General features: G+C 48.7%; 18 protein-coding genes. 11 read left to right on the top strand and 7 right to left on the bottom strand.

Annotation, left to right across the window (positions count from 1 at the left end):
• The first annotated feature begins 149 nt into the window (after positions 1-149).
• The 3 genes from ACPLJI_RS08370 (at position 150) to ACPLJI_RS08380 (ending at position 1,287) form a co-directional block, all read left to right on the top strand.
• Positions 150-416, top strand: coding sequence for a PRC-barrel domain-containing protein (locus ACPLJI_RS08370; RefSeq protein WP_424731311.1), 267 nt, complete (start codon positions 150-152; stop codon positions 414-416).
• Between the two features lie 11 nt (positions 417-427).
• Positions 428-727 carry a DUF2098 domain-containing protein gene (locus tag ACPLJI_RS08375; RefSeq protein ID WP_424741238.1) on the top strand — a complete coding sequence of 100 codons (300 nt, stop codon included), beginning with the start codon at positions 428-430 and terminating at the stop codon, positions 725-727.
• Positions 728-804: 77 nt separating this feature from the next.
• Positions 805-1,287 (top strand): DUF308 domain-containing protein, encoded by a 483-nt coding sequence (locus tag ACPLJI_RS08380; RefSeq protein ID WP_424731313.1) that lies wholly within the window; start codon positions 805-807, stop codon positions 1,285-1,287.
• Here the strand turns inward: ACPLJI_RS08380 and ACPLJI_RS08385 are convergent.
• The 7 genes from ACPLJI_RS08385 to sppA all read right to left on the bottom strand — a co-directional run bounded on the left by ACPLJI_RS08385 (position 1,278) and on the right by sppA (position 7,171).
• Complete coding sequence (locus tag ACPLJI_RS08385) at positions 1,278-1,814, bottom strand: DUF2115 domain-containing protein (protein ID WP_424731314.1); 537 nt, start codon at positions 1,812-1,814, stop codon at positions 1,278-1,280. The two genes, ACPLJI_RS08380 and ACPLJI_RS08385, sit on opposite strands and share 10 nt — an antisense overlap.
• Positions 1,815-1,872: 58 nt before the next feature.
• The gene (locus ACPLJI_RS08390) at positions 1,873-2,112 is read right to left on the bottom strand and encodes a DUF2115 family protein (protein WP_424731315.1); all 240 of its coding nucleotides are present in this window, start codon (positions 2,110-2,112) and stop codon (positions 1,873-1,875) included.
• The gene (locus ACPLJI_RS08395; protein WP_424731316.1) at positions 2,087-4,168 is read right to left on the bottom strand and encodes a DEAD/DEAH box helicase; all 2,082 of its coding nucleotides are present in this window, start codon (positions 4,166-4,168) and stop codon (positions 2,087-2,089) included. Before ACPLJI_RS08395 ends, ACPLJI_RS08390 begins: the two co-directional genes overlap by 26 nt.
• The gene (moaC, locus tag ACPLJI_RS08400; RefSeq protein ID WP_147671742.1) at positions 4,165-4,650 is read right to left on the bottom strand and encodes a cyclic pyranopterin monophosphate synthase MoaC; all 486 of its coding nucleotides are present in this window, start codon (positions 4,648-4,650) and stop codon (positions 4,165-4,167) included. Before moaC ends, ACPLJI_RS08395 begins: the two co-directional genes overlap by 4 nt.
• 44 nt (positions 4,651-4,694) lie before the next feature.
• Entirely contained in the window at positions 4,695-5,816 is a 1,122-nt protein-coding gene (gene cbiD / locus ACPLJI_RS08405; RefSeq protein WP_424731317.1) for a cobalt-precorrin-5B (C(1))-methyltransferase CbiD, read from the bottom strand.
• A gap of 37 nt (positions 5,817-5,853) precedes the next feature.
• A complete protein-coding gene (locus tag ACPLJI_RS08410; RefSeq protein ID WP_147671744.1) occupies positions 5,854-6,111 on the bottom strand; it encodes an MJ0307 family thioredoxin in 258 nt (85 codons plus the stop codon).
• 196 nt (positions 6,112-6,307) lie between these two features.
• Positions 6,308-7,171, bottom strand: a complete 864-nt coding sequence (gene sppA, locus ACPLJI_RS08415) for a signal peptide peptidase SppA (protein ID WP_424731318.1) — start codon at positions 7,169-7,171, stop codon at positions 6,308-6,310.
• Positions 7,172-7,292: 121 nt separating this feature from the next.
• Here sppA and ACPLJI_RS08420 point away from each other — a divergent pair, with 121 nt between their 5' ends.
• From ACPLJI_RS08420 to ACPLJI_RS08455, 8 genes are all read left to right on the top strand, one after another.
• Complete coding sequence (locus ACPLJI_RS08420) at positions 7,293-8,153, top strand: shikimate kinase (RefSeq protein WP_147671746.1); 861 nt, start codon at positions 7,293-7,295, stop codon at positions 8,151-8,153.
• A gap of 41 nt (positions 8,154-8,194) precedes the next feature.
• On the top strand, positions 8,195-8,491 hold the full coding sequence (locus ACPLJI_RS08425; RefSeq protein ID WP_147671747.1) for a chorismate mutase: 297 nt from the start codon (positions 8,195-8,197) through the stop codon (positions 8,489-8,491).
• A 1-nt stretch (position 8,492) separates the two neighbouring features.
• Positions 8,493-8,681 (top strand): 30S ribosomal protein S17e, encoded by a 189-nt coding sequence (locus ACPLJI_RS08430; protein ID WP_013296011.1) that lies wholly within the window; start codon positions 8,493-8,495, stop codon positions 8,679-8,681.
• A gap of 47 nt (positions 8,682-8,728) precedes the next feature.
• Positions 8,729-9,949, top strand: coding sequence for an aspartate kinase (locus ACPLJI_RS08435; protein ID WP_424731319.1), 1,221 nt, complete (start codon positions 8,729-8,731; stop codon positions 9,947-9,949).
• Positions 9,946-10,836, top strand: a complete 891-nt coding sequence (gene dapA / locus ACPLJI_RS08440) for a 4-hydroxy-tetrahydrodipicolinate synthase (protein WP_424731320.1) — start codon at positions 9,946-9,948, stop codon at positions 10,834-10,836. The genes ACPLJI_RS08435 and dapA overlap by 4 nt, the downstream gene beginning before the upstream one ends.
• A 17-nt stretch (positions 10,837-10,853) precedes the next feature.
• On the top strand, positions 10,854-11,675 hold the full coding sequence (dapB, locus tag ACPLJI_RS08445; protein ID WP_424731321.1) for a 4-hydroxy-tetrahydrodipicolinate reductase: 822 nt from the start codon (positions 10,854-10,856) through the stop codon (positions 11,673-11,675).
• 12 nt (positions 11,676-11,687) lie between these two features.
• Positions 11,688-12,731, top strand: coding sequence for an aspartate-semialdehyde dehydrogenase (asd, locus tag ACPLJI_RS08450; RefSeq protein WP_424731322.1), 1,044 nt, complete (start codon positions 11,688-11,690; stop codon positions 12,729-12,731).
• 147 nt (positions 12,732-12,878) lie between these two features.
• Complete coding sequence (locus ACPLJI_RS08455; RefSeq protein ID WP_424731323.1) at positions 12,879-13,349, top strand: phosphatase PAP2 family protein; 471 nt, start codon at positions 12,879-12,881, stop codon at positions 13,347-13,349.
• Positions 13,350-13,469 lie beyond the last annotated feature (120 nt).

Below are 13,469 nucleotides of genomic sequence, written 5' to 3' on the forward strand. Positions count from 1 at the left end.
TCTGGTGGTGTTGATAGGTAAGTGGGGGTGTTATGGATAAATCATTTTGTACTGTGCCTGTGGTCTGGTGGTGTTGATAGGTAAGTGGGGGTGTTATGGGATAAATCATTTTTTATACTATGATACACATAAAATTTAGTGGTGTTAAAATGAAGGTAACTGAGTTCCTGGGTCGTAAGGTGCTGGATAAGAATGCGGTGGAGATAGGGAAGGTCTCTGACCTTGAACTGGACCCCGAAAAGGGTGTTGTGAATTCCATCATAATATCCAAGGGGGAGCTGTCCCTTAAACAGAGGACATTCATTGTGGACATGGACAACGTTAGCAAGGTTGGGGACTATGTGATACTTAAAATATCCGCTGATGAGGCGGAAGAGGCCCCTGAAGAGGAGTCAAAGGAAGTGTCCCCTGAATGATGGTGGATACAATGGAGGTTAAGGACGTAAACGGGAATGTACTGACGGTTGGCATGGCTGTCCGCTACACAGGTACCGGAACGACGGGTGAGATCTCAGCCATCAAGGTTGAAGATGGTGATGGATGGGTCCGCCTTGAAGACTCCGATCTATGGTACAACTCGAATTACCTTGAGTTAATCGACAGATCCCAGCTCAAAAGGGGATCTGGAAAAGGAAGAAAAGCTGATACAGTTGAAAAGCTTAAGAGGATGAAAGAGGACTTTGAAGACATTGATATGGGTTCAGAGGCCTGTGATGGAGGGGGATGAACCTCCACCAAATCCTTTTTTGCTGAATCTGTATTGAAATTCATATCTGGATACAAAAATTTAAAGGGGGTGAAAATGTGGCTGAGACAAAACTTCCAGGTCTTCTAACACTGATTCTTGGTATTCTTGTGATAATATTTCCGGTGTTTTCAATATTCACACTGAGTGTCCTCACAGGCGTCGCGGTTCTCTTCCTGGCGCTATGGCTGTTCCTTCTTGGCGTGGACGCATGGAAGGTTAGCAAAGGGGCAGGTGTGCTTTATATTGTACTGGGAATACTTGGCGTGATACTTGCAGCTGCCCTTGCAGGTAACGTAACGTTCTTCAGTTTCCTTGCGGCATTCTGGATATACCTAACAGGTATAATCCTCATAATCGCAGGTGTTGCAAGTTTATTCTCCAGGGAGCACAGAGCAGGAATGGTCGCAGGTCTATCAGTTGTGGTTCTGGGAGTCCTCTACATCATTCTGGGAGTATTCGTAAGAAACCCTGTCTTCCTTGCCTGGCTGATTGGTCTTTCACTGGTCATTGATGGTATCGCTCTTCTTCTCTATGAATGACCACCCGGAACATCAGGGTCCTGCCTGCTAACGCAGAAACGGCAGAGTGCAGTGGGGGTGCTGATCTGTCTGTCCTTAACAGGGCAGTAGAAGACACCACCCACCCTTTTAACTCTTAAACCCCCCGGAAAGCGGGTTCCAACGGGATGGATGGGTTCCTCCCTTACAAAGGTCACATAGATGGTTATTATACGGGCGATCCTCTGGAAGCATCTTTCAGGTCGTGATCTGGCACGCTTCAACTGTTCATCAAGGAACCCTATGAATTCAGTCAGCCTTTCAGTGTCAACCTCTCCGGGGTAGATGTTTTTATCATTCTTTATATCCCTTATCCTGTTGAAGAAGACCCTGGTGAACCTTTCAATGAACTCCTTCTGCTCCCCTGGTGGCATGTATTTGGCATCCTCCCTCAGGTAAACCGATGCGTCCATCACATCCTTTATGTGGACTGATGACGCCTCCTTTTTAACCATCTCAAGGAGCTCCATTTTCGTCATTTTCTCTGGAATCTCATCCGCCCGGATCATCCAGGCCCTCCTTCAGGCTTACAGGTTCTCACCATCAGAACCCCTTCCATGTTACGATTCATGGTGTCTGCTCTGCAATGCATATATCACACAGCGCTGATGGATTATCCTTCTGCTTATCCTTCACAGGGCAGTAGTATGTCCCATGTTCCTCTGTGACCGAGTAACCACCAGGAAAAGGAGTTCCCACAGGATGGAGGGGTTCTGAAAGGATAAAGGTCCTGTTGATGTCAAATATGCTGATGGAGGCCGCCCAATCCCTTAAAATGGTCCTAAGGCTGGCAGGATCTCTCAGCATATCCTTTAATGGCCTCGGCGAGTTTTTCCCCGATACCATCGATGCGTTTGAGTTCATCCTTCCGCACATGTCTGAGGTCCTCCCCAAAGGTTTCAACAATCTTACGGGCCCTGACACGTCCAAGGCCCCTCACACCAACCACCAGTGGAATTATGTCCTCCCTGACTCCATAGTAGAGTCTTGCAGCCAGAACATCAAGTTTCCCTGCGTAACCATACACACCCTGGATTTCACAGATCCTCCTGAAGAACTTAACGAGCCTTGAGGCCTCGTATGCGGTTCTTCTTGTTGATGCAGCATAGACGTTGAAGGCGTTCTCAATCTCATACTCTGTCCTTTCATTTATCCACTCCATGAGGGCTGCTGCTGTTGCCTCGCTGTTACCAGCATCCATGACAAATATTCCATGCTCCATGAGCCTCTCACGTACCGGGTCACGGCTCCTCCGCCCCTTGAATGGTATGAGGGGAATGTCAGGGGTCCCTGTCAGCTCGTAGATGAGGCGGTAGATGTTGAGTTCATCCATTTCAGATGCGAACTGGTAGAGTTTTATGGCTGTTTCAACAGCGTAACTGGATTTTGCGATTAGAAGCCCGAATTCTGTCGTTGATAAGCCACTGGGGCCTGGATATATGATCCTGTTCTTAATTAAAAACTCTGTAGCGGTCTCTATTTCATACTGAATGCTGTCCATGCCGAATGAATTGCTGAAGGGTCCTTCACTCATCTGGTAGCCGTAGAAGGTCCCCCTGAAGAATTCAAGAAGATCTTCAGTTGTGGATGCAAGTCCTGAGGCGACCTGTGCGATTATCTGCCTGTAGAGGGCATCCCGGTTCTCCATGAGCCTTGAGTTGGTTCTCTCCACCTCACCCCTCACATAGTACTCCTCGAGTTCCATGGCCTCATCATGGCTCTTTGCTATGAGGTAGGAGTAGCCGATGTCATCATAGAGGGGTCTCCCGGCCCTCCCTGACATCTGCTCATAATCAAATACCGGGATCCTCTGGGGGCCCTGCCCTGTCCATCTGGTGTAGTCCCTTATCACGACGGTCCTTGATGGGAGGTTCACACCGTACATGAGGCTGGGGGTTGCTGTGATCATGAGGATGTTGCCCCTCCTGAATTCGTCCTCTATTATTTCCCGCTGCCTGTTAAAGAGACCTGCATGGTGGAATGCAACACCCGCCCTGATGCAGTCTGCAAGCTTCAGGCAGGTGGAGGTTGGAGGTGATCCGCTGGCCCTCGGCACATCAAGTATCCTCTCTGCCACATCATCAAATCTCTCAAGCATTTCCCCGGGGATCTCCTTTTTTATCCTGTCTGCAAGGTATGATGCAAGGGATTCTGTGAACCTCCTTGTGGATACGAATGCCAGGGTCTGGCTATCTTCACTGATGGACCTCTCAAGGATCTTCAGGATCACCTGATTCTTGTCCCGGGCCCCGAACATCTCGGTGTCAAGCACCTCCCGGTGGAGGGGTACCGGTCTGTAGTCGTGTTCAACGATTCTTGCACCGAGCCAGTCCCCTATTTCATCCATATTTGAGAGGGTTGCTGAGAGGGCAACAATGCGCATTGAAGGATTCAGTTTTCTGGCCCTTGTTATGGCGGATTCTATTACAGGGCCCCTGCTGTACTCCCCGATCATGTGAAATTCGTCCACTATGAGAAGATCAATCTCCCTCAGGGTGTTCCATGAGAATCTGGTGAGGCTGTCGAAGGATTCGAAGACCATCACCGCCAGGTCTGAGGTTCTGGGATCCTTACCCACACTTATACCATGCCCTTCAAGTTCCCTGAACTCCTTTACCTTTTCGTTCTGTATTGATATGAGGGGGACGGTGTAGATAACCCGCCCACCATTCATGATGGCTTGGATGGCAGCCAGAAGTCCCAGGAGGGTCTTTCCACTGGCCGTTGGTATGGCTATGATGAAATTTTCATCCGATTCCAGGTAGCCGGCCTCAACAGCACTCATCTGGGCGGGGTTCAGGGATCTTATATAGGGATAGCAGTCGGTGATGATCTTCCTTAGCTCAGGGTTCAGAAATTTCATTCAACCACTTCTTCCAGCTCTACCTTCTCCTTTTTAAGGACCCTGATATTGCTGATTGCAGTTTCAGGGTACTGGCCATTCTCATCCTTCTCAACACTTTTAACCATGTCCCAGATTGTGAGGAGCGCCACAGAAACTCCTGTGAGGGCCTCCATTTCAACGCCTGTTTTTCCATCGCACCTCACAGTTACCCTGACGGTGATCCCGTCAGCCTTAACATCGAATTCAACGTCAACGCCGGTTACAGGAAGCTGGTGACAGAGGGGTATGAGGTCCCAGGTTCGTTTAACCGCTGCTATGGCTGCTATCTGGGCTGTTGCAAGCACATTCCCCTTCTCAATCCTTTTTTCATTGATCAATTTCAGGGTATCCTCGGTGAGTGATATGTGACCTTCAGCGGTCGCCGTCCTTCTGACAACCGCCTTCGATCCCACATCAACCATACGTACAGATTTTCCATCTGTGTGGGTAAATCCTTTCATGCAAACCACTACCTCACTTGATTAGGTAAATACTATCAGTGCACTTATTCTGCTTGTTCATCTGGAAGAGAGTGGCTGCCGTCCCGGAATCTGTGGGCGGACGTGGTTTTAAAGTTGGAATTGAGTATCCTACCATCCATGCTGAAGATCAAAACATCGGTCTCAAATGGGAACCTTTCAGAACACCTTTCCCTTATTGCTCTGCTGATGCTGTTGAACACATCCTCCCTCAGACCCCCACTTTCGAGTTCACTGATCATCTCCTCAACGGTGGCAAGGTTGAAGATCCTCTCTGTAACCTCTGGCGATGCGCCGCTGAGGGCTGCATGTGCGGTCATTATCTCGCGCCGGGCATCTGCAATGGAGTTCTTTGTCTGGAATATCCCCGCAGAGAGCTTTATGAGTTTACCTGCATGGCCCATCAGCACAATCCTCTTCACACCCTTTTTGGCGGCCTCCTCCAGCATGTAACCAGGGAAGTTGGCCATCTGTATTATCCTCTCCTCATCAATCCGGTTGAAGTATTCCCTGGCAAACCTTTCCCCTATGTTACCAGGGACGAATACGAGTTCCCTGAATCCACGGGCGACTGCAATGTCAATCTGACATGCAAGGGATCTCCTGTAGGCTGATGAAGACATGGGCCTTGCAATGCCACTTGTCCCAAGGATGGAGATACCCCCCTCAATCCCGAGGCGGGGGTTCATGGTTTTTGAGGCGATTTTCTCCCCATCGGGAACCGAAACAGTGACAACCACCCCCTCCCCTCCCTTCAGGTATTTCCTCAGATTAGCCTCTATCATTCTCCTCGGGACGGGGTTTATTGCAGCCTCACCCGGGGGGACCTGGAGACCCGGTTTTGTCACGGTACCGACGCCCTCACCGCCCCTGATTACTACTCCAGAGGTTTCTGTGATCTGAACCTCTGCTATGATACTGAGGTTCACTGTGACGTCAGGGTCACCGTAGGGTCTCTTTATCACACAGGCCCTTGCCCTGTCCTGGGAGATCCTTTCAACAGAATCAACGTCCACATCAATTTTCCCTGAGGGGGTCTCAACACCGACACTGTTAACCACGCGACCCCTTAAACATAGAAGTGATGCGAGGGCCGCTGCAGTGGCGGCGGTTCCCGTTGTGATTCCGAATACCCTCTCATCCCTCATCAGAAAGATCCTTTAAAATTAATGGAGAAAAAGTAATCTATCTCATTTCATCGCTTATGGCTTCGAAGAGTTCCTCCCTGCCAGGGGCCCCAACGAACCTCACAACACCGTTTATCGCTATTGCAGGGACTGCCATGAGGCCATAGTCGATTGCCTTTTCCCGGTCAACCATTATGTCAATCTTTTCAACTTCTATTTTGTCCCCAAATTCCTTCTTGGCCTCATCAACAACCTCGATTGCCATTGGACAGTAGGGACAGGTTGGGGATGTGAAAACCTCTATCTTAACAACCATTTCCTAACCTCCGTGGGATTAATTATATTCTTCAATCCTTTTAGGATAAATAGTTATCCTTTTATTTTTAGATTTTGAGGTGTTCTGCTGTATTTCTTCGAGTGCAATTCCATAAACTTATCCTTTTATTTTCTAGATTTTGAGGTGTTCTGCTGTATTTCTTCGAGTGCAATTCCATAAACTTATCCTTTTATTTTTAGATTTTGAGGTGTTCTGCTGTATTTCCTGAATCTGCAAATCCAAGCTTTGAGAACATCCCTGAGAGGATCTTCACAAATCCACCTGGAGGCTCAAGGGTTACGGTGTCATAGTTCCTTAAACCTGCAAGTTCAGCTGCCACATCAACAGCATAGTCCCTTCCACCTGTATAATCCACAAGCCGATTCTTCAGGGCCTGTCTTCCGGTGAATATCCTTCCCTCTGCAAGGCCACGTACATATGATACGCTGAGGTTTCTGTTGGCAGCCACGGTCCTTATGAAGTAGTCATACTCCTCATTCACCATTGACTGGAGCATCTGCCTCTCCTCATCGGTTATCATACGGTAATCCGCACCCATATCCTTGTATTCCCCGGCCTTTATTGCGTACTTGTTTATACCCATCTGCCTGTACATCTCGGAGAGATCTGTGAGGTCAAGTATGACACCTATGCTCCCAACCCATGCAGATGGACTCGCAACTATCCTGTCAGATGCCGAGGCTGCAAGATACGCTCCTGAGGTACCAGAATCACTTATCCAGCTTACAACAGGCTTTTCAGATTTCTTTATGGCTTCCATCAGCTCTTCACTCGCCACAGGAGTCCCTCCAGGGCTGTTTATATCCAGGACTATGGCCTTAACTGAGGGGTCACTGTTGGCTTCCTCTATGAGCTCCTTCACATCATCTGGGCTGACAACATCAGAAAACCCTGATGTATCATAGGCTATGGCCCCGTGGACCGGTATGATTGCCACAGTACCCTCAGGTCCTCCAATTAGCCCTGAAATTGACATTACCAGCCCTGAAATTGATAGAACCACAATTAAACCCGCAACAATCTTACTGTTCCTGTCCATGATATCAGACCTTCAGACCTCCCATCCTAAACTTTACTGTTTTTGTATTAATTAAGACTGCAACCCATTATATAAATAGTTTTTATATAATCTAGGTATATGAACTGTTTGGAGTGATAGGTTGAGAAAAGCAGCAAGAGCACCTGGATCAGCCACGGTTATAAATGCCATTGCAACAGGAAGGGGCTCAGCATTCGGGATAGGCCTGGGTGTCAGGGCAGAGGCCAGACTCACAGATTCCGGTATAGAGTGCATCTCCCTTGAGGGTGCGGATACAGCACTCATGGAACTCTGCACAGAGATGGTCCTTGAGCATTACGGCGCCGATACTGGTGTGAGGGTGGTCACAGCCTCTGATTTACCCGTTGCGAGCGGCCTTTCAAGCAGCAGCGCGGCATCCAATGCCACTGTGATGGCAGTTTCTGAACTCATATCAGAGGAATTTCAGCTGGAACCCATGGGTGGACCTGAGATGCTCAATATGGGAGTGGAGGCATCCCTCAGGGCAGGGGTGACGGTGACGGGTGCCTATGATGATGCAAGCGCATCATTCTACGGGGGCCTCACCGTGACAGATAACATGGCAAGGCGCATAATCTGCAGGAGGGAAATGGAAAATCAAAAGGTATTAATATACATGCCGGACAGAAAATCACTGACTGCACAATCAGATGTCCCGAGGATGAAGCTGCTGGCCCCCTGGGTTGACATGGCCTTCAGAGAGGTCCTTGAGGGCAGGGTGCACAGTGCAATGACACTCAACGGGATACTCTATTGTGCATCCCTGGGATTCGATCCGGGAATAGCCCTCGATGCCCTTGAGGCGGGTGCCCTCTCAGCGGGTCTTTCAGGCACAGGACCGGCGTTTGTGGCGCTGGCTGATGATGATTCTGCAGGGAATGTCATTGATTCATGGGAGAACCTTGAGGGCAATGTTACTGTAACATCAGTGGATAACCAGGGTACACATGTGCTTGACTGATCCGGTGACCCCTAAAGCAGTGCAGGTCAGGGGGATGTTTTATGGACGAATCCAGAGCACTGGAAACCCTTAAAAGGTCCAGAAGGGAAATAGATAGAATAGACAGGGAGATACTTGACCTCATATCATCACGCACATCCCTTGCACGTGAGATAGCTGAGGCCAAAGTTGCCCTTGGAATGGACATATTCGACCCTGAGAGGGAGCTTGAGATCATAGAGAGGACCCGGAGAATCGCCAGGGCCTATGGTATCAATGAGGATAAACTCATCCAGCTGATGAAGATTCTGATGGATCTAAGCAAAACTGAACAGAAAGAACTGTTAAGGAGGCAATGAAATGGGAAACATAAGAACATCCTTTGTAAAAAGAATCGCGAAAGAACTGATAGAAACTCATCCAGGTAAATTCACATCTGATTTTGATAAAAACAAGAAACTTGTGGAGGAGTTTTCAACGGTCAGCACAAAACACCTCAGGAACAAGATCGCGGGCTACATCACAAGGATAATCAGCCAGCAGAAATAATTTTTGATCTTTTTCCATTTTCAACATTTAAAAGGTTGTGAAGGTTAATGGAGTTAATAGTTGCTAAATTTGGCGGTACATCTATAGGGAATGGTAGGCGAATTAAAAAGGCGGCCCGTTCTGTCGTGAAGGAGTACATGAAGGGCAAGAAGGTCGTTGTTGTTGTATCTGCCATCAATAAGACAACCGATGAACTCCTTCAGATAGTTGATGAGGCAATGGAAGATGCTGTTACAGAAAAGCAGCTGGCTGAAATAGTATCCATGGGTGAAATGACAAGTGTAAGGATATTTTCCTCTGCAATAGAGGCACTTGGGGTTAAATCTGAATACATAGACCCCTTCATGGATGAATGGCCAATAATAACCGACAGCAACCTTTTAAATGCTAAGGTGGACTTTGAGGCAACTGAGAAGAAGTCAAGGGAACTTTTAAAACTCCTTGACCAGGGTATAATACCTGTGGTGTGTGGTTTCCTTGGGAGGGACCCCAATGGTTACATAACAACCCTGGGGAGGGGTGGAAGTGACATCACAGCCTTCCTGCTGGGCCACTGCCTGAAGGCGGATGAGGTTATAATCGTAACCGATGTTGGGGGCGTGATGTCAACTGATCCAAATAAACTTCAGGGAGCAAAGAAGCTCGACAAAATCTCTGTTGAGGAAATGAGGGATCTTGCAACCCATGGGGCGCAGGTACTCCACCCACATGCCCTGAAATACAAGGACCCTGATATAAATGCAAAGATCATAGGATTCGAGCACGGGGATCTCTCAGCCCCGGGTACTGAAATCATAGGCCCCTCAAAGAATAAGATGGTTAAGACAACGACCCTCAGCCCTGAACCAATATCTGTGGTTGCGGTTGTGGGGGAGAAGATACTCAATAAGCCAGGTATACTGGCAAAGTTAACCTCAAAACTTGCAGAGAACTCCATCAACATCATAGGAATTTCAACAGGCCAGAACTCTGTCACAATATTTGTTGATAAGAAGGACGCTGATGAGGCGCACAGGCTTCTCCATGATGTTGTCATTGCAGATGATAACCTCAGCTCACTCTCCCTTGGAAGGGATATTGCAATGATAACCATATCCAGCCCTGACTTCATAGACACTCCTGGCATAATATCCGAGATCACCAAGCCCCTCAGGGATAATGATCTTAACATAGTTGAAATTTCATCCTCACAGACATCTGTGGTTATCTTTGTTGACTGGAATGATGGTAAAAAGGCGTATGAACTTGTAAGGGGTGTTCTTGAATGAGAATTGAAGGCACAGTAGTGGCCATGGTGACTCCATTCACAGGGGACGACCGGGTGGATGAGGCCGGGCTGCGGGACAACATAAACTATCTGATTGAGAATGGGGTTGATGGGTTGCTGGTTGCCGGCACAACAGGTGAATCAGCAACTATAACCCATGAGGAACAGAGGAGAATGATTGACATACTCGTGGATGAGGTTAACGGGCGTGTTAAGACCATTGCGGGGGCAGGGAGCAACTCCTCAAGGGAGGCCCTTGGTCTTGTGAAGTATGCAGGGGACGCAGGTGCAGACGCGGCCCTTGTGATAACACCCTACTACAACAGGCCACAGCCCCATGGGCTCACTGAACACTACAGGATGCTGGAGGAGGCATCAGAGATACCCCTTATAATCTACAATGTGCCCTCAAGGACAGGCACGGACATCGACGTTGACACGGTATCTGAACTCGCAGGGCTTGATGGTATAATCGGTATAAAGGAAGCTAGCCCTGACCTGGATAAGATTTCCATGCTGAAATCACGGCTCATGGACATGGGCCTCGATGATTTCATCATACTCTCAGGTAACGATAACCTCACACTCCCAATGATCTCAATGGGTGCAGAGGGTGTCATATCTGTTGTGGCAAACATCGACCCCGCCCGTATGAGCCGCCTTGTCAACGAGGCACTCTCAGGGGATTTTGAGTCTGCAATGAAAACCCACTATGAATTGTACAGCCTCATGAAGGTTCTTTTCATCGAGAGCAATCCTGTTCCCGTCAAGGAGGCCCTCAACATGATGGGAAGACCTGCCGGTCATGTCAGGATGCCGCTCGCACCCCTGAGGGACAGCAGCCGTGAGAAGCTGAGGATGGTCCTTGAGGAACTGGCACTCATCTGAATCCCTGAGGTGTTTTGATGATCAAAGTTGCGGTTACCGGCGCCTGCGGGCGCATGGGCTCTGGAATAATAAAAAAGGTACTTGAAGAGGAGGACATGAAGCTTGTGGCTGCCATAGAGGCACCTGGAACAGCCCTTAAGGGAAGGGACGTGGGTGAATTCACAGCCACGGGCGAAGTGGGTGTTAAGGTAAGCGATGCATCTGACCTTGCCGAAACACTCAGAGAAACAGAACCCGACGTTCTCATTGACTTCACAGTGGCACCGGCAGCTGTTGAAACCATAAAGACAGCGACTGAAGCAGGGGTTAACCTTGTGGTTGGAACAACAGGATTTTCAGATGAGCAGATGGGGACTATCAGGGAATCTATTGAGAGGACAGGTGTGAGGGCTGTTATCTCACCAAACATGGCTGTGGGTGTCAATGTGTTCTTCAAGGTGCTCTCTGATCTTGCACCGGTACTCTCTGATTATGACGTTGAAATTATAGAGGCCCACCACAGACACAAAAAGGACGCTCCTTCAGGTACCGCGGTGCGTGCACTTGAGGTTATCGCAGAGGCCACCTCCAGGAAACCTGAGGAGGTGGCGGTGTATGGAAGGTCCGGACTTACAGGTGAGAGGACCCGTGATGAGATAGGTGTCCATGCTGTGAGGGGTGGTGACATAGTGGGGGACCACATAGTCCTATTTGCAGGTGATGGTGAACGCCTTGAAATAGTTCACAGGGCCCACAGCAGGGACGCATTTATAGGCGGAGTTATAAGGGCGGTGAGGTTTATTGAACACGCAGAACCTGGAAAGATAATGGATATGGGGGACGTGCTTGGAATAAAATGATAAGGTGGTATTATGGTTAATGTTGGTGTTCTTGGAGCAACAGGGATGGTTGGGCAGCGGTTTATTGAGATGCTTGAGAATCATCCTGAATTTGAGCTTACAACCCTTGCAGCATCTTCAAGGTCCGCGGGGAAACCCTACGGGGAGGTTGCGAACTGGTACCTTGACAGCGAGATGCCTGAGTCTGTAAGGGATATAGAGGTTGTTGAAACGGACCCTGCAGGTGTGGGGGATGTGGACATACTGTTCTCTGCACTTCCCGCAGATGTGGCGCGCAAGGTTGAGCCAAAATTTGCTGAGAAGTACATAGTGGCTTCAAATGCCAGTGCAATGCGAATGGAACCCGATGTTCCACTTGTGATCCCTGAGGTTAACCCGGAGTTCCTGGACCTCATAGAGGTTCAGCAGAGGAGGAGGGGATGGGATGGCTTCATCGTAACCAACCCCAACTGCTCCACCATAGCACTCACCCTCACTCTTAAGCCCATCTATGACAGCCACACAATAAAGAGGGTCTATGTCTCCACGATGCAGGCGGTTTCAGGTGCAGGGTACAGTGGGGTGCCATCCATGGCGATAATGGACAACATCGTCCCCTATATCGGTGGGGAGGAGGAGAAGATTGAAACCGAGACCCTCCACCTGCTTGGTGAACTTGACGATGGTGTGGTTAAACCTGCAAATTTCGGTGTGAGTGCATCATGCCACCGTGTTCCCGTTCTTGATGGTCACACCGAGGCAGTCTTCGTGGGACTGGATGATGAATTTGAAATTGAGGATATAAAGGAGGCCATGGATGGTTTCCAGGGGCTCCCACAGAAACTGGGTCTTTACTCAGCACCTGAAAAACCTGTTGTGGTCCTGGATGAGGAGAACAGACCCCAGCCAAGGATGGACAGGAACAGGGATGGTGGAATGTCAGTCACTGTCGGAAGGATCAGGGAGGATGCAGCATTCAGCAACAGCCTTAGGTATGTCCTTGTCGGCCACAACACTGTGAGGGGGGCTGCAGGAGCATCGATACTGAATGCAGAACTTATAAATGAGATACTGTAAATGATGCATCCTTTTCTTTTATTTACCGGTGTCTGTGCATCCATTCTTTATTTTATGATGCATCCTTTTCTTTTATTTGCTGGTATTGATACCTCAATTCTCTATTTTTTAAATTCAACAATCAGTTCGCCCATTCTTGATTCATTGATGCATATCATAACCCTTGGAGGAACCCCGATTTTCTGGGTGGTTCTGTGCCTCATATTCTACATTTTTGGGGATGAGAATGGGAAGGAGGCCGCATTCATTGCGCTCACAGCCCTTGTAATGGGATTCTTTCTCAGTGAATTACTGAAGGCTGTTATTGCGAGGCCAAGGCCCTATGAGGTTCTCAGCTGGGTTAGGTATACCACACCAGCCGGGGGCTACTCCATGCCATCAGGGCACACAGTGGCTGCATTCAGCGGTTTCCTGGCACTCTACTTTAAATTTGGGAGACTATGGCTTTTCATACTGCTTGCTTCCCTTGTTGGTATTTCAAGGGTATGCCTTGGTCTACATTACCCCAGTGATGTCATTGCAGGGGCTTTCCTTGGAGTTCTATGTGCCCTTGCAGCTGTGAAGGTGGAGGAGAGGGTTAAGTGTTTCGGCCTCTGCAACTTTGAAAGGATTGGGTGATGTCTGTAGGGGGAGTTGTTGTTTTATTTTTCTATGTTCTCATTTTAGGATTGGGTGATGTCTGTAGGGGGAGTTGTTGTTTTATTTTTCTATGTTCTCATTTTAGGATTGGGTGATGTC

Origin of the sequence: Methanothermobacter sp. (genome assembly GCF_049720995.1) — an archaeon.
Taxonomy (GTDB): Archaea; Methanobacteriota; Methanobacteria; order Methanobacteriales; family Methanothermobacteraceae; genus Methanothermobacter.